Below are 14,960 nucleotides of genomic sequence, written 5' to 3'. Positions count from 1 at the left end.
CACGACACTGCTACCAAATAGCCGGTCGCAACAGCGTGCTCACCGCACACCACGGCATATCATTAGGACCTGTGATGAAGCGATTTCTCTCTCTTGCCGCTGCACTCTTCTTTCTCAGCGGCTGTTCCCTCGACCTCGAACCTTCCACGAATACCTCGACGAGTAGCAGTGGGCCGTCGACAAGCACAGCCAGCACCACTGCCGAAACAGCAGACGAGGGCCCACAGCCCACCCTCCCCGCTACCGAGGAAAACGTCGAAGGCGTCAACATAGATCAACCACAAGAGGAAGTCATCGGCTTCACCGAGGCTCCCGGCGCGGCGCAGCCTTCTCCGATGGAGAAAACCATCGCATCTTGTGGAGACCCTTCGCTGCACGAAACCGGAACGACATTCTTCAGCGATGGAACCTCTGGCTGGACGCAACAGTGCTCGGACGAGATGCTGGCTGCGAATCCTCCAGTTCAAGAAGCCGCCGCGGTGTATGAAGCACCCGCCGTGCAGGAGAACTACGTTCATCCCGGCGCGTATTGCAGCGGCGGAAGCGGCGTATCAAAGAGAGGTGTCCCGATGACATGCGCACCCGCTTCTGATGGCAGGATGCGCTGGCAAAGCGCGTAACCTCATTCCGGCAGTTGAGGGCCTTTACCCTTCTTCCACAACGCAAAGGCGATGCCTCTGCGAATCAGTGCTGAAAGCCCCACGGGTAGGCAGCACAGGAAGGGCAAAGCGATGAGCATCTGCTCGATCCAGCCGAAGAGACCAACCGCCCCGATAACGACGAAAACGGCATCCAGGCGGAAATCTGTAATGACCTTCCGCTGCATGGGCAGGGAAACAAGGTAAGCAATTCCCAGAAACACGAGTGCGGGAAGAAGCACAAAGACTGCAAGGAAGCCACTCTCAGCATCAGTTCCTTGCGTATCGACGAAAAAGAGGGCCACCAGCAGCCCAACAAGCACGAACTCCACAAACGGTAACCGCAGCACAGGGAAATCTATAAGCCGCGGTGGCAGGGCGGAAGCGGGGCCGAACATACCGACAGTCTAGGTAAAATCATTTCCGCGTGGGCTTCGCCAAAGCTTTTAAGCCTTGCGGAGCGTGAACTCAACGACGTCGACTTCGTCGTCCTCAGCTAATCCGGGATAGTGAGTATCAAGCGCTTCATGAAGCTCAGCAAGAGAGCCAAAGCCATCTCTTCGGGCTTGTTCCTCCGTCAAGGACCTCCGCTGGGTAGAAACAACTGACGTGACCGCTGCGGGAATGGTGACGACCTCTCCGGATTCTTTCTCAAAGACAATCTGGGCGCTTCCTTCATGGAAGGGATCATCCACCCGAATGGTTTGTTGCTTTTCTCCGCTTCGAATTGATTCCTCGTAACCTTCCCACATATAGATGCGTTGCTCTTTGTCCATGTCACGCCAGTTATATGCGAACGGTAAGAGCTCTTCCACAGTGAGTGCTTCAAGTCCATTGCTTCCGCGCACGATGCACCGGATAGACGGATCAGTATCAAATAGCACTTGGCGGCACTTTCCACAGGGCGAAAGCACCTGGCCAGTCGGACCGTGGACGGCGACTACCGCTCGGATCGGATCCTCTGGATGACTAGCAGCGTGGTTAGCTAAGGCCGAGATTTCACCACAGGGGCCACCGAGAAAATGATATGCGTTTAAACCGAGCACGTGTTTGCCGGATTCGGTCAGGAGGGCTGCGGCTACGGTGTGATCTACCCCGTCGTGGAAACGCTGCGCATGGGTCGTGGCTGCGGTCAGTAGTTCTCGGAGTTCATTAGTAATCATCCTTCAAAGGTAGCTGCTACTGCCACAACTCCCAAGCCCAAGGGATCACAAATCTGTCGCTGTCATTCACGGTAAATAAGGGCGAAAAACTTCGAATTTCTGGCCGCTATAATTCCCCGAAGATATCAATAACCCCGGCGATTTACTCCTACTTTCGTAGTGCAGGGATCGTTCCGGGGTTTTCAAAGCGCACATTATCATATCCATATGGATAATCCAAGCCCAGCCCAAGTACAGCTGTCCCAGTGGTTTTCATCTGCGCGAATGAGCAGGTACGCCGATCATCCATCACCAGAAACGCTCTACCTTTGGAATACTCACCTCACGAAAACCTATCTCGCAGACATCGAACACCTCGAAGTACTCCTCCGAAATAGCATTCACAATGCCCTAACCGGAAGGTACGGCGAGCGATGGTTTGACAACGATCGAATCCCTTTCAACGATGCAGCGAAGAAGAATATCCGCAAAGCGAAGAAACGGGCCGGGAAGGAAGGTGCACCACCAGGAAAAATCATCGCTGAACTCAGCTTCGACTTCTGGCGTTTCCTCTTGAGTAGTCACTATCAGGCGAGTATCTGGCCCCAGGTAAAGAAGGCGTTGAAGAGAACGCCTGACAGTAGACAGCAGTTTGAAGAACTTGTAGTCATTGTTTACAAAATGAGGAATAGGTGCTCTCACCACGAATCAATCGTTCAACAACGCGATAGAGCCCGTGAAGTCGCACATCTCGACTCCGTTGATAACGCTATTCAAGAAGTAGCGGACTTCATTGATCCTCACGCCGCGGTATGGATCAAAGACAATTCACGCGTCCCCGCTATACGGGCACAACGACCTTAATCCATTGACGCTTTCTTGATACGTCGTACTGGCCTAGCGAACTCAGGCCACTGAAAAAGAAAAATCTCGAGACACCGACCGGAACGATGTCTCGAGACTTCACAGCGTGCCCGGGGCGGGACTTGAACCCGCACGTCCTATAAGGACACTGGCACCTGAAGCCAGCGCGTCTGCCAATTCCGCCACCCGGGCAGGGTATTGATGTCTTGGCGACTAGCTAACCTTAGCACGCAGTCCAACAGATTCTACAAATCCGCTGGCAAACCCGAACTTTCCAGGGAACTATAGGCCGCGCGTCTACGTTAAATAGAGGAAAGCAACCTATACTGATCGCTGCTATACCTCTCCCTTGAACATCCCGAAAGGAGGACGGCGTTACCCTATGGCATTTCTTGACAAGCTCGCCAAGCTGGATTCTTCCTTGCAACGCGGACTGGACAACGGCATGGCCTTTGTCTTCGGCGGTAAAGTCGTCCCCGCAGAGATTGAGGAGCTTCTCAAGCAGGAGGCGCAAGACAATCTGTCCCGCGGTGATGATGGCAAGCTTTATAGCCCCAACGTCATGACCGTCGGCGTGTCCTCCAAGGACATCGAGAATCTCTCACAGGACCGGGATGTTCCCAAGGATCTAGCTGATCAGCTCACCCGCTTCATCCGTAACAGTGGCTGGTCCCTCGCCGGGCCGGTCATCGTCCGCATCGCGGAGGAGTCGGGGCTGCGGACTGGGCAGTTGCGCGTGTCCTCTTTTTTGGATCACGAGCCCACCGAAGAAACCGGATTCGATGCGATTTTCCACCACGACCATGGTCAGGAGGACTCTATGACCCAGCCGCACAACGCCGACGAGGCCGCAACCACCGCCTTCATGGCCCCCACCCCGAATCAGCCAGCGCCGCAGGGCCCTGCGGTGACGCTCATGTTGCAGGACGGCTCCTCCCGCGTCTACCACGTGCAGGAGGGCTCCAATATTCTGGGCCGCAGCAACGACGCGGACCTGCGCCTGCCGGATACCGGTGTGTCCCGCCAGCACGCGGAGATCACCTGGAACGGCCAGGACGCCGTGCTGGTGGACCTGCAGTCCACGAACGGCACCACCGTCAACGACACCCCGATTGAGAACTGGCTGCTTGCCGACGGCGACGTGATCACCCTCGGTCACTCCCACATCGAGGTGCGCATCACCGGCCTCGAAGACCAGGGCTACTAAGCCGCCCGGCAAGTGTTCCCAGATTCTTAGCGTAAGGACTTTTCATGGATTCGATCGTGCTGCTCTCGCTGCGCATCGGCCTGCTGGTGTTGCTGTGGCTGTTTATCTTGGTCGCGCTCAACGCCATGCGCCGCGACGCCAATAAGGCCGCCGGCGTCTACCAGGCATCGTCCCCGGTGAAGGGGGCCCAGAGGCGTCGCGAAGCGCCGCGTGAAATCGCCATCGTGGACGGGCCGCTGCGCGGTTCCCACATGGAACTGGGCACGCTCGAAGACTGTACGATGGGCCGCGCGCAAGACTGTGACTTTGTCACCGGTGATGATTTCTCCTCCGGCCACCACGCCCGCCTGTTCCGCAGGGGCAGCGAGTGGTTCGTGGAGGACCTCGAATCCCGCAACGGCACCTTTGTTGGTGGCGTTCGCATTGACCAGCCAGAACGAGTCGGAGTCGGCTCCGATATCAAACTTGGCCGAACGACCGTGAGGTTGATGGCATGACTTTAAGCCTGACTTTTACTGCAGTGACGGACCGCGGATTGGTCCGCGAAAACAATGAGGATTCCGCCCACGCGGGCCCGCACCTGCTGGTGCTGGCCGACGGCATGGGTGGCCACGCTGCCGGCGAGGTCGCTTCCACCACCATGGTGGAGCACATGGCCTCCCTCGAGCGTGATCCGGGCGACAACGACATGCTGGCCCTGCTCGGCGCGGCGGCGGAAGACGCCAATGCGGCGATCCGCGAGCACGTGGATGAGCACCCGGAGACGGAGGGCATGGGCACCACGCTGACCGCCCTGCTTTTTAACGGCTCCGAGTTCGGCGTGTGCCACGTGGGTGATTCCCGCGGCTACCGGCTGCGTAAGGGGAAGCTGACCCAGATCACCAAGGATGACACTTATGTGCAGTCCCTAGTGGATGAGGGAAAGCTCGATCCGGAGGATGTCTCCTCCCATCCGCAGAAGTCGTTGATCCTCAAGGCCTACACGGGCCGCCCGGTGGAGCCGACTCTCTTTATGCTCGATGCTGAACCGGGCGACCGCCTCCTGCTGTGCTCGGATGGCCTATCGGATCCGGTAACGGCCTCCACCATCGAGCAGGCGCTGAAGCAGGGCACGGTCGAAGAGGCCGCTACCACCCTGCGGGATCTGGCGCTGCGCTCCGGCGGCCCTGACAACGTCACCATTGTGGTGGCGGAGGTCGTGGAAGCGGAGGGTGACGAGGACTCCCCCATCACCGTCGGCGCCATCCAAGGTGTTGTTCCGGAGCCGACGCACCCGGATTCTTCCGCGAGCCGCGCCGCAAAGCTGATCTCGCCCCCAAAAGCCCAGGCCGCTGAGGAGAAGCCCCAGGAGGAACCACAGCGGCGGCCCCAGCGAAGCCGGATTGGGTGGAAGGTGATTGCATGCCTTGCCATCGTCATCGTGCTCGTCGTCAGTGGCGGGCTCTGGATGAAGAATTATCTGGGCAATAACTATTACGTGGCTACGGATGAGGGTGGCACCCTCACTATCCAGCAGGGTGCGGATTATGAAATCTTTGGCCGCCCGCTGCACCACACGTATCAGAATGCGTGCCTAGGCAAGGACAATGCGCTCAAGCTCGGGCACGGAGAGTGCGCGGGCGACTTTGCGCCGTTCACGCTGAAGGATTTGCCCGAATCTGAACGTGCCGCTGTGGGCAACCTGCCCTCCGGCTCCTATGACGAGGTGCAAACGCAGCTGTCGCAGCTCTCGGACAAGGCGCTCAAGCCTTGCCCGAAGGCCTCGAAAGACGGAAAAGACGGAAAAGATGACAAGAGCGCGTCCAAAGGAAACTGCCGGGAGGTGAAGTAGGTGAGTAAATTCTTCTCCCGCGGCACCGAATTCGGCCTGCTCGTGCTGGCCACCGTGGTTTTCGCCATCACCTTGGTCAGCCTTGAGCTGTCCCAAGGCAACGTGCTGACACTCGATGTGCTCTACCTCGTCGGCGGTTTCATCGGCGTCTTTGCTGTCGCTCACTTGGTGCTCTGTTTCCTGGCACCCTATGCGGATCAGCTCATGCTGCCCATCGTCGCGGTGCTCAACGGCACCGGGCTCATTCTGTTGCAGCGCCTCGATCTAGCTAACGGAGGCGGGCTGGCGGTGCGGCAGGTGATGTGGACCATCGTGGGCCTCATTCTCTTCGCGCTGGTGCTCGTCCTCCTGCGTGATCACCGCTCGCTCACCCGATACTCCTATATCTTGGGTGCGCTCGGCCTGATCCTCCTCGCATTACCCCTGGTGTGGCCGCAGCCGCCGGGCGTCGACGCCCGCATCTGGCTGTGGCTCGGACCCTTTTCCATCCAGCCGGGTGAGTTCTCCAAGATCCTGCTGATTTTGTTCTTCGCCATGCTGCTGACCCAGAAGCGCTCACTGTTCACGGTGGCCGGCTACAAGTTCTTGGGTATTTCCCTGCCGCGCCTGCGAGATCTCGCCCCCATCCTGGTGATCTGGGGCATCGCGATTGTCATCATGGGCATTTCCAATGACTTCGGCCCGGCTCTGCTGCTGTTTAGCACCGTGCTCGGCATGCTCTTCATGGCCACCAACCGCGTGAGCTGGCTGCTCATTGGCGTCATCCTCGTGGGCATCGGTGGCTTCGGCATCTACCAGGTCTCGGAGAAGATCCAGCAACGCTTCTCCAACTTCCTGGATCCGCTGGCTAACTATGATTCCACCGGCTACCAGCTCTCCCAGGCGCTCTTCGGCATGTCCTCCGGCGGCATTACCGGCACCGGCCTAGGCCAGGGCCACCCGGACATGGTGCCGGTAGCGCACTCGGACTTCATCCTGGCCGGAATCGGTGAAGAGTTCGGGTTGGTTGGCCTCGCCGCGGTACTTGTGCTGTTTGCCATGCTCGTCTCCCGCGGCTTCCGCACCGCGCTGACCTGCCGTGATACCTATGGCAAACTGGTCTCTTCAGGGCTGGCCCTGACGCTGGCCGTGCAGGTCTTCGTCGTCACCGGCGGCATCTCCGCGCTGCTGCCCATGACGGGCTTGACCACGCCGTTCATGTCTGCGGGTGGCTCCTCGCTCATGGCCAACTACATGCTGCTGGCCATCCTGCTGCGCATCTCCAACGCGGCACGCCGCCCGGCGCGCGAGCTGAGCTCAAACGCACCCACTGACACGTCCATGTTCCCCGCCGTCCAGGAGGCCATCCGATGAACCGATCGATCCGCCTCGTCGCCCTTTTTTCCCTCATCCTCACTGCCATCCTCCTGGTAAACCTCACGGTGGTGCAAGCGTTTTCGACGGATAAGTACGCCCATAACCCTAAGAACGTTCGCGGCTACCTGGAGATGCGCACGACCCCGCGTGGCCAGATCTTCGCTGGCAACACGGTGCTGGCGCAGTCCACTGCCGACGCCGAGGGCAACTACTCCCGCTCCTACCCCGCCGACTCCCCGGCCTTTGCCAACATCACCGGCTACCTCTCGGAGCGCTTCGGCGCCTCCCAGCTGGAGGCCTCCCAGAATGACATCCTCAATGGCAAGGATGATTCGCTCCTGGCGCGCAATTGGCTCGATATACTCTCCGGCAAGCCGCAAAAGGGCGCGAACGTCGAAGTCACCGTCGATCCAGCCCTACAGCAAACCGCCTACGATCAGCTCGCTGGACCGGGCTATAACGGCGCGGCCGTAGCCATCCAGCCCTCGACGGGCAAGATTTTGGCCATGGCCTCCTCCCCCAGCTTCAACGTCTCCGACCTGCTCGGTGATAACGCTGGCGAGAAGTGGGAACAGCTGCAGAACCAGGAAGGCACCCCGCTGGTCAACCACGCCACGCAGGACACCCTTCCCCCTGGCTCCATCTTCAAGATCATCACCACTGCAGCAGGCCTGAACAACGGCTTCGAGCCGAACTCCACGCTGACCGGCGCAGCGTCCATTACGCTGCCCGATACCGTCACGGAGCTCACCAACTACGGCAACCAGTCCTGCGGCGGCGCGGACAGCGTCACCCTGCAGACGGCCTTCGCGCTGTCCTGCAACACGGCCTTTGTGCAGATGTCGGAGAGCATCGGCGCCGATGAGCTGCGCAAGTACGCCGAGGGCTTCGGCGTGGGTGAGAAATACTCGTTGGGTGTTAATACTTCCGCTGGCGCGCTCGGTGAGCTTGGCGACGGCGCCCAAGTCGCCCAATCCGCCATCGGCCAGCGCGACGTGACCATGTCCGCCCTCCAGGCAGCCATCATGGCCGGCACCATCGCCAACCAGGGCAAGCGCATGGAACCCTACCTGGTCAACCGCATCACCGATGCCCAAATGAATGAGCTGCGCACCACCACACCACGTCAGGCCGCCGAAGCTGTTGATGAAGAAACAGCCAACACCATCAAGGACCTCATGTTCGCTTCCGAACGCAGCACCTTCGGCTACGACGGAAACGGTTTTGCCTCGAAGACTGGCACCGCCGAGCACGGTGAGGGCCTCGCCCCGCACGCGTGGTACGTGGCCTTCGACCCAGACAAGGACATCGCGGTGGGCGTCGTGGTCAAGGACGGCGGGCACCTTGGCCAAAATGCCACCGGTGGCCAGGTCTCCGCGCCCATCGGCCGTGCCATCCTGCGCGCATACGGAGGTGAGCAGTAGTGAATAGTGCAGATAACAAAAAGCACCTCCAAGAACTGATCGGTGAGGACTACCAGCTGCAGTGGATCGTCGGCCACGGCGGCATGTCCACGGTGTGGCTGGCGGATGATGTCCACAATGACCGCGAAGTCGCCCTCAAGGTCCTGCGCCCCGAGTTCTCGGACAACAACGAGTTTCTCTCGCGCTTCCGCAACGAGGCCAAGGCGGCAGAGTCCATTGATTCCGAGAACGTCGTGGCCACCTACGACTACCGCGAGCTCGAGGACAACGGCCGCACCTTCTGCTACATGGCCCTGGAGTACATCCGCGGCGAATCCCTGGCAGACCTCTTGGCTCGCGAGGGCGCGCTGCCGGAAACGCTGGCGCTCGACGTCATGGAGCAGGCCTCCCACGGCCTGTCCGTGATCCACCACATGGGCCTGGTGCATCGCGATATCAAGCCCGGCAACCTCATGATTACCCAAAACGGGCAGGTCAAGATCACCGACTTTGGCATCGCCAAGGCCGCCGCCGCCGTGCCGCTGACCCGCACCGGCATGGTCGTCGGCACCGCCCAGTACGTCTCCCCCGAGCAGGCCCAGGGCTACGAGGTCGGCCCAACGTCGGATGTCTATTCACTCGGTGTGGTGGGCTACGAGATGCTGGCCGGCAAGCGCCCCTTCAGCGGTGATTCCTCGGTATCGGTGGCGCTGGCGCACATTAGTCAGGCGCCGGAGCCCTTGTCGACGTCGATTAGCGCGCCCACCCGGGAACTGATCGGCATGGCCCTGCGCAAGGACCCCAACACCCGCTTCGCTGATGGCAACGAGTTCACCAATGCGATCTCGGCCGTACGCCAAGGCCAGCGCCCGCCGCAGCCCAAATCCGCAGCACTCGCGCCCATCGCCGATGAACCCTCACCCTCCGCCTCGACGGAAATGCTGGCCAACATGGCGCAGCCCACCACGGTGCGACCAGCCGTCCAGCCTTCTACACCGCAGCCGGAGGAGCGCCCCGACAAGAAGGGTGGTTTCGGCACCGGGTTGCTCATCGCCGTGGCCATCGCCGCCCTCGTGGCCGTCGGACTCATGGCCTACCGGATGTGGGGGAACACGGCACCGACCCCACCACCAGCGCCGACGGAGGTCATCGTGACGGAGACAGTTGTGCCGGAGACCACGGAGGAAGAGGAAACGGAAACCCCCGAGACTGTCGAGATCACCACCGTCGAGGAGGAGCCGACCCGGGTCACCGTTACCACGACGCACTCGGTCATCCCCGCCCCGCCGGTGACCACGGAACGCACGACCCATCAGGAGCCGCCCGAGTTCCCTACGGAGGAGACGCAACCGCAGGTCAATGACAGCCCAACGCCCGCGCCCGAACTAGACTCACAGAGCAACCCCACCGAAGAATCCGCACTACAGGGAGGCCAGTAACCCACCATGGTCAGTGATCGGTACCACCTCCGCCAGTCCATCGGCACCGGCGGCATGTCCGAGGTGTACGAAGCCGAGGACTCCGTTTTGGGGCGCACCGTCGCCATCAAGATGCTGCGCCCCGACATGGCGCGCGACGTCAACTTCCGCGAGCGTTTCCGCCGCGAGGCCCAGAATTCCGGCAAGCTCAATCACCCGAACATCGTTGCCGTCTTCGACACGGGTGAAAAGGACGTCGAAGGCCTGATGGTTCCCTATATCGTCATGGAATACGTGCAGGGCCGCACCTTGCGCGACATCGTCCGTGAGGATGGCCCCATGCCGGTCGAAGAAGCCGCGCGCGTGCTCAAACCGGTGGCGGATGCTTTGCAGTCTTCCCACGAGGCCGGGATTATCCACCGCGATATCAAGCCGGCCAACATTATGCTGACCAACACCGGCCAGGTGAAGGTCATGGACTTCGGCATCGCCCGCGCGCTGGATGATTCCACGTCGGCGATGACGCAAACCTCTGCTGTCATCGGCACCGCGCAGTACCTTTCGCCGGAACAGGCCCGCGGCAAGCCTGCCGACGCCCGCTCTGACGTCTACGCTTTGGGCTGCGTCATGTATGAAACGGTTACCGGCCGCACGCCGTTTGAAGGTGAAACACCTTTTGCGGTGGCTTACCAGCATGTGCAGGAGGATCCGGCACCACCCTCGGAGCTCATCACTGAAGATCTGACGGAACGGCAGCGGCTCGGCGTCGACGCCGTCGTGCTCACGGCGATGGCCAAGCACCCTGCGGACCGCTACCAATCTGCTTGGGAGATGGGCGATGACCTCGAGCGTTTGGCCCAGGGCCAGCTGCCGGAGGCAGCACGCTCCCACGTCAACGATGAGGATCACCCCACCACGATGGTGGCACCCGTGGCCGCGCAGCACCGCGCACCGGTGGCCTCGACTCGTCCCTCTGAAGACGATGAGTCCGGCTCCGGTCTGAAGTGGCTGGCGGCGCTGCTCGCGGCCTCTCTCGTCGCCATCATTGGTTATTTTGCCTGGGACTTCTGGGATAGCTCCCGCCAAGAGGCCCGCGAGCGCGAGCAGGAGCAGCATGAAGCAGCCCAGCGCGCGAACATGGTGACTATCCCGAAGGTGGCCAACCGCCCGCGCAACGAAGTCGTGGAGGAACTAGAGAAGCTTGGCCTGCTGGTAAGCATCAACGAGGAAGCCAGCCCCGATGTACCGCGCGGCAAGGTCATCCGCATCAACCCTGCGGAAGGCTCAGAGCTGCAGAAGAACTCCTCGGTCACGCTGACGGTGTCCTCCGGCAAGGAGGTCACCGAGGTCCCGGATCTCACCGGCATGAAGCTGGATGAAGCCACCGCCGCGCTGGAGGAAGCCGAGCTAGAGCTCCACACCGACGTCGAGCAGGTGAATGATGAGGCCCCCGCGGGCGAGATCATTTCCCAGAACCCGGCGGGCGGTACGCAGCTGTCCAAGGGCTCGAAGGTGCGGATCACCGTCTCCAAGGGTCAGAAGGAAGTTAGCGTCCCGGATGTCAGCGGCATGGATCGTGACCGCGCGGTCGAGATGCTGTCCTCCATGGACTTTGACGTCAACGTGAACTCGGTGGACTCTGAGCTTCCGGAAAACCAGGTGCTCAGGGTCGTCGAGAAGGGCCAGAAGCTGCCCAAGGGCAGCCAGGTCACCCTGGAGGTCTCGAACGCGATGCTCATCCAGGCACCGGACCTGACGCATTCCACCCAGCAGGAAGCCGAATCCGCGCTGCGCGCCAAGGGCTGGTCTGGCTCCCTCGACGTGGGCGAGCGCATCCCAACGTCTAACCCGATCGACAGCGACAAGATTGGGTGGGCGTCGGCAAGCCGCGGCGATGTCATCCGCAAGGATGCGACCATCCACGTCCGGTTCTGGGAGTTTGACCCTGCGGCGCTGCTGCCGCAGTAGCTCTAATTGCCGCAGCTGCTAAGGTATTCCACAGATTAACCCCCCTATTCTTCGTGAAGGTGTAACAATGCCAAAGTCCAAGATCACGACGGAGGGCTCCGCACTCCCGCAGTCCTCCAGCTCTGCTACTAACCGCACCCCGGTCAAGATCAACTCTGAGGGCACCCCGAAGTGGTACATCGCCATCATGCTGGGCCTCATGCTCCTCGGCCTGCTCTGGCTGGTCGTGAACTACCTGGCGGGCGAGTCCATTCCGTTCATGCAGGAGCTGGGCCCGTGGAACTACGGCATCGGCTTCGGCCTGGCCATCATCGGCCTGTTGATGACGATGGGCTGGCGTTAGTTTTCATCGCCGCCAATGAACTCCTCGAGGTTCTATAGCATCGCCGGTGTCGGCTGCATCATTCTGGTGATGCTCACCGTCACGGTCGACAAAAGCTTCCTCACCCCTGGCGCACTCGTACTCGCCGGCCTCGGTGTCACGCTGACGCCGCTGGCCCTCCGCTACCCTCTTGTGGCGGCCTGCGGATACGGTGCGCTTTTTGCGCTGACGGTGTGGCTCTCGGAGTGGCGGTCTTTCCTGCTCTTGGCGTGGAGCCCCGTCATCGTGGGCATCGTGGCGTTTCGCACGCGCTGGCTGTGGGCGGTCCTTCCAGCGGTGGCGTACACCTACCTCGTCACGACGGATCCTGCGAACAACTATCTTCCGGATTTCGATCCCTTGAACCTGTCGCTGCCTCTCATCTTGTATGCGGTAGCCATCGTCATTGGGGCCGCGCTGCGCAAAAACCGGGACCAGCGTCTTGCCGCCGAACAGCGCGCCGCCGAGCAACGCGAGGCGCTGATGACCGCCCTTCATGATTCGGTGGCTGCGACGCTAACCTCCGTGGTCATGCGCTCCGAAACCTTGGCGCTGACCCAAACGGATCCCTCCGCGGCTGACTCCGCGGAAGCGATTGCTAACGACGCCCGCCGGGCCATGGGCGAGGTCCGTGATCTATTGCGCGTGATGAAGAATGAGAGCGTGACTCAGGGAGTTAAGTCCTTGGAAGAAGACCTCGACACCATGGTTAGCTTCCTGAGCAGCCACGGCTTCCACTGCGAAGCACAGATCAATGTAGGCAAGAACGGTGAGCTCGCGCTACCGGAAAAGCTCTCCCTCGTGTTCTCTGAACTCGCCATTAACATCCTCAAGTACGCTCGCCCTGAATCCCGTGTGAGCATCGAGGCCACCGGCAGCTCCAAATCCATCGACCTCGTGATCACTTCCGAGATTGCGGCGCAACAATCACGCCAGTACATGACGACGAATCTGGGCTTGGGGGAAATCGCCCGCCGTGTTCGCAGGATGCACGGCAGCTTCGGCAGCGGCAAAGAAGGCAATCTCTGGGTCACACGCCTTTCTCTTCCGGCCGCCTGCCTAAGGAAAATATAGTAAGATTGCCCGATAGTCCGCTATTTCTTAGATTTTAAAAGGTTCGACATGCGTACTTCCCTCGCCGTTGCCGCCGCAGCACTCGCGCTGTTCTCGGCACCAATTGCCAGCGCTGCTGAGACTCCTGTTGAAGCTACCGCTGCAACCACCGCAACTGAGAGCACTGAGTCCACCGGATTCACCTTCTACAGGTCGTACGCGAGCGAATTCGCCGACCACTTCCGTTGCTCCACCAGCCCCCAGCGCTGGTGGTGCGGCTAAACTGTTTCTCCATGAGCATTCGGGTTTTCCTCGTTGATGATGATGAGCTCGTTCGCTCGACGCTCCGCGTCTATTTCCAGACCACCGAAGACATCACGGTGGTCGGTGAGGCAACCAATGGTGCGGATTGCTTAGCGCAGATTGAAGAAGTCAATCCGGACCTCGTCCTCGCCGATATTCACATGCCACACATGGACGGCATTACGCTGCTCAAGCACCTTAATTCTGGACCGAATCCCCCGACGTTTTTGGCGGTGACCGCCTTCGACTCGGATGACACGATGCTGAAGATCCTGCGGGCGGGCGGCGCGGGTTATATCTTGAAGAACCAACGCCCGCGCTCCATCATTGAGGCGGTTCGCGCCGCTGTGGAAGGTGGCACCGTCGTGGCGCCCGCCGCCATGCACCGTTTGGTCGACTACATCGGTGAGCCCGCCACCCCACGCGATCCCGTCGCCGCCGCCATTGAGAGCCACGAGCTTCACGACGCCGAAATAGCCGTCCTCAAACTCCTCCTCGCCGGCAACTCCAATTCAGAGATCGCCGCCGCCACCCACTATTCGGAATCGGCCGTGAAGAAGCACGTCTCGCGCCTCATCACCATCTTCGGCGCCAGCACGCGCCTAAACCTGGTGACCAAAATTTTAGGTGGCGCTGGCTCCTAAGTAGGGATCGCCGATGTTGCGGGAGCCACCCGGTGGCTTCCGCTTCAGCGTGTGTTTGGGATTGGGGTTTAGGTATCCGGCGGTACTGCGTCGAGTACGTCCCCGTTAGCCTGCTGCTTCAATGCTGCTTGCGCTGCCTTGTACGCCGGCTGGGACGTAATCGGCTCCGCCCAGGGTGGCACATAACCCACCCCACCCCGCAACCGGAAGACATAGCCAGCACCAGTCGGCTTATCCGGATCATCATCATTAATGCCATTGTGATAAGCACACAACATCGTCAAATTCGGCGGATCCGTGGTCCCACCCGCCTGCCACGGCACCAAATGATGCACCTGACAATAATCCGCCGGCTTATTACACCCCTCACGCGCACACGTCGGATGCTCCGCACTGGCCATAATCCGCTGCTCAAACCCAGCCAAACGCCGCACCCTGTGCAACCACACCGGCCCAATCGTTGGATGCACCAACGTCACATACCCAACCTCAGCAAACTTATAAGAAACAAACTCCCGACCCGTCATCCGCCCACCGTTGGTGAGTACCAGCTCAATATCATCGCCCTCACCCCGCGCAATCTGGTCCAACTCATCCAAGGTCACAACCACATTGGTAGCTACCGCAGGCTTAGTGCCCCCATGCGCCTGGTTGAAAAACACCTGGCCTGCCGCATCCAACAAATCAGCCGGATTAATCGACTCCAACGTCCCGCGCATCTCACTAATGCGCAGCGGCGAATCAGTAATCGTCAACGAATGCGGCCCCACCT

General features: G+C 60.5%; 16 protein-coding genes and 1 tRNA gene. 13 read left to right on the top strand and 4 right to left on the bottom strand.

The genetic code is table 11. From position 1 onward, the window contains the following. Window positions 1-620 (top strand): hypothetical protein (locus HMPREF2806_RS10565; protein WP_232745424.1); only part of this gene is annotated, 620 nt, incomplete at its 5' end. Between the two features lie 2 nt (window positions 621-622). On the opposite strand, the gene HMPREF2806_RS10560 is transcribed toward HMPREF2806_RS10565, so the two are convergent. Then, window positions 623-1,036, bottom strand: coding sequence for a hypothetical protein (locus tag HMPREF2806_RS10560; RefSeq protein ID WP_070512818.1), 414 nt, complete (start codon window positions 1,034-1,036; stop codon window positions 623-625). A 48-nt stretch (window positions 1,037-1,084) separates the two neighbouring features. Next, entirely contained in the window at window positions 1,085-1,801 is a 717-nt protein-coding gene (locus tag HMPREF2806_RS10555) for an ASCH domain-containing protein (protein WP_070512821.1), read from the bottom strand. A 207-nt stretch (window positions 1,802-2,008) separates the two neighbouring features. Between HMPREF2806_RS10555 and HMPREF2806_RS10550 the strand changes: the two genes are divergently transcribed. Beyond that, window positions 2,009-2,644 (top strand): Abi family protein, encoded by a 636-nt coding sequence (locus HMPREF2806_RS10550; RefSeq protein WP_070512825.1) that lies wholly within the window; start codon window positions 2,009-2,011, stop codon window positions 2,642-2,644. Window positions 2,645-2,751: 107 nt separating this feature from the next. On the opposite strand, the gene HMPREF2806_RS10545 is transcribed toward HMPREF2806_RS10550, so the two are convergent. After that, window positions 2,752-2,836, bottom strand: a tRNA-Leu gene (locus HMPREF2806_RS10545). 190 nt (window positions 2,837-3,026) lie between these two features. Here HMPREF2806_RS10545 and HMPREF2806_RS10540 point away from each other — a divergent pair. From HMPREF2806_RS10540 to HMPREF2806_RS10490, 11 genes are all read left to right on the top strand, one after another. Continuing rightward, on the top strand, window positions 3,027-3,851 hold the full coding sequence (locus HMPREF2806_RS10540; RefSeq protein WP_070512829.1) for a DUF3662 and FHA domain-containing protein: 825 nt from the start codon (window positions 3,027-3,029) through the stop codon (window positions 3,849-3,851). Window positions 3,852-3,895: 44 nt separating this feature from the next. Next, window positions 3,896-4,348 carry an FHA domain-containing protein FhaB/FipA gene (locus HMPREF2806_RS10535; RefSeq protein ID WP_046648650.1) on the top strand — a complete coding sequence of 151 codons (453 nt, stop codon included), beginning with the start codon at window positions 3,896-3,898 and terminating at the stop codon, window positions 4,346-4,348. After that, entirely contained in the window at window positions 4,345-5,682 is a 1,338-nt protein-coding gene (locus HMPREF2806_RS10530) for a protein phosphatase 2C domain-containing protein (RefSeq protein ID WP_070517668.1), read from the top strand. Before HMPREF2806_RS10535 ends, HMPREF2806_RS10530 begins: the two co-directional genes overlap by 4 nt. Beyond that, window positions 5,683-7,035 (top strand): FtsW/RodA/SpoVE family cell cycle protein, encoded by a 1,353-nt coding sequence (locus tag HMPREF2806_RS10525; RefSeq protein ID WP_070517667.1) that lies wholly within the window; start codon window positions 5,683-5,685, stop codon window positions 7,033-7,035. Then, complete coding sequence (locus HMPREF2806_RS10520; RefSeq protein ID WP_070517666.1) at window positions 7,032-8,462, top strand: penicillin-binding transpeptidase domain-containing protein; 1,431 nt, start codon at window positions 7,032-7,034, stop codon at window positions 8,460-8,462. Before HMPREF2806_RS10525 ends, HMPREF2806_RS10520 begins: the two co-directional genes overlap by 4 nt. Continuing rightward, window positions 8,462-9,880: a serine/threonine-protein kinase gene (locus HMPREF2806_RS10515; RefSeq protein ID WP_070512838.1), complete on the top strand. Its 1,419-nt coding sequence runs from the start codon at window positions 8,462-8,464 to the stop codon at window positions 9,878-9,880. Before HMPREF2806_RS10520 ends, HMPREF2806_RS10515 begins: the two co-directional genes overlap by 1 nt. Window positions 9,881-9,886: 6 nt before the next feature. Further along, window positions 9,887-11,827, top strand: a complete 1,941-nt coding sequence (gene pknB, locus HMPREF2806_RS10510) for a Stk1 family PASTA domain-containing Ser/Thr kinase (protein WP_070512842.1) — start codon at window positions 9,887-9,889, stop codon at window positions 11,825-11,827. A 67-nt stretch (window positions 11,828-11,894) separates the two neighbouring features. Beyond that, complete coding sequence (gene crgA / locus HMPREF2806_RS10505) at window positions 11,895-12,170, top strand: cell division protein CrgA (RefSeq protein WP_010188168.1); 276 nt, start codon at window positions 11,895-11,897, stop codon at window positions 12,168-12,170. Window positions 12,171-12,185: 15 nt separating this feature from the next. Beyond that, window positions 12,186-13,262: a sensor histidine kinase gene (locus tag HMPREF2806_RS10500; RefSeq protein WP_070512845.1), complete on the top strand. Its 1,077-nt coding sequence runs from the start codon at window positions 12,186-12,188 to the stop codon at window positions 13,260-13,262. A gap of 48 nt (window positions 13,263-13,310) precedes the next feature. Then, window positions 13,311-13,523 (top strand): hypothetical protein, encoded by a 213-nt coding sequence (locus tag HMPREF2806_RS10495; protein WP_070517665.1) that lies wholly within the window; start codon window positions 13,311-13,313, stop codon window positions 13,521-13,523. Between the two features lie 11 nt (window positions 13,524-13,534). Next, window positions 13,535-14,188: a response regulator gene (locus HMPREF2806_RS10490; RefSeq protein ID WP_049156612.1), complete on the top strand. Its 654-nt coding sequence runs from the start codon at window positions 13,535-13,537 to the stop codon at window positions 14,186-14,188. 68 nt (window positions 14,189-14,256) lie between these two features. Here the strand turns inward: HMPREF2806_RS10490 and HMPREF2806_RS10485 are convergent. Beyond that, the coding region (locus tag HMPREF2806_RS10485) for an HNH endonuclease signature motif containing protein (RefSeq protein WP_198531341.1) at window positions 14,257-14,960 on the bottom strand (704 nt) is incomplete at its 5' end.

The sequence above is a fragment of the Corynebacterium sp. HMSC076G08 genome (genome assembly GCF_001811515.1).
Classification (GTDB): domain Bacteria; phylum Actinomycetota; class Actinomycetes; order Mycobacteriales; family Mycobacteriaceae; genus Corynebacterium; species Corynebacterium hiratae.
The sequence above is the reverse complement of the archived record's forward strand: the minus strand, read 5'-3'. Positions and strand labels throughout refer to the sequence as shown.

Bases quoted from the DNA above. Each gene is read 5' to 3' on its own strand.
- pknB (WP_070512842.1), top strand. From the start codon at position 9,887: ATGGTCAGTGATCGGTACCACCTCCGCCAGTCCATCGGCACCGGCGGC.
- HMPREF2806_RS10495 (WP_070517665.1), top strand. From the start codon at position 13,311: ATGCGTACTTCCCTCGCCGTTGCCGCCGCAGCACTCGCGCTGTTCTCG.
- HMPREF2806_RS10535 (WP_046648650.1), top strand. From the start codon at position 3,896: ATGGATTCGATCGTGCTGCTCTCGCTGCGCATCGGCCTGCTGGTGTTG.
- HMPREF2806_RS10530 (WP_070517668.1), top strand. From the start codon at position 4,345: ATGACTTTAAGCCTGACTTTTACTGCAGTGACGGACCGCGGATTGGTC.
- HMPREF2806_RS10520 (WP_070517666.1), top strand. From the start codon at position 7,032: ATGAACCGATCGATCCGCCTCGTCGCCCTTTTTTCCCTCATCCTCACT.
- HMPREF2806_RS10550 (WP_070512825.1), top strand. From the start codon at position 2,009: ATGGATAATCCAAGCCCAGCCCAAGTACAGCTGTCCCAGTGGTTTTCA.
- HMPREF2806_RS10540 (WP_070512829.1), top strand. From the start codon at position 3,027: ATGGCATTTCTTGACAAGCTCGCCAAGCTGGATTCTTCCTTGCAACGC.
- HMPREF2806_RS10560 (WP_070512818.1), bottom strand. From the start codon at position 1,036: ATGTTCGGCCCCGCTTCCGCCCTGCCACCGCGGCTTATAGATTTCCCT.
- HMPREF2806_RS10555 (WP_070512821.1), bottom strand. From the start codon at position 1,801: ATGATTACTAATGAACTCCGAGAACTACTGACCGCAGCCACGACCCAT.
- HMPREF2806_RS10500 (WP_070512845.1), top strand. From the start codon at position 12,186: ATGAACTCCTCGAGGTTCTATAGCATCGCCGGTGTCGGCTGCATCATT.
- crgA (WP_010188168.1), top strand. From the start codon at position 11,895: ATGCCAAAGTCCAAGATCACGACGGAGGGCTCCGCACTCCCGCAGTCC.
- HMPREF2806_RS10490 (WP_049156612.1), top strand. From the start codon at position 13,535: ATGAGCATTCGGGTTTTCCTCGTTGATGATGATGAGCTCGTTCGCTCG.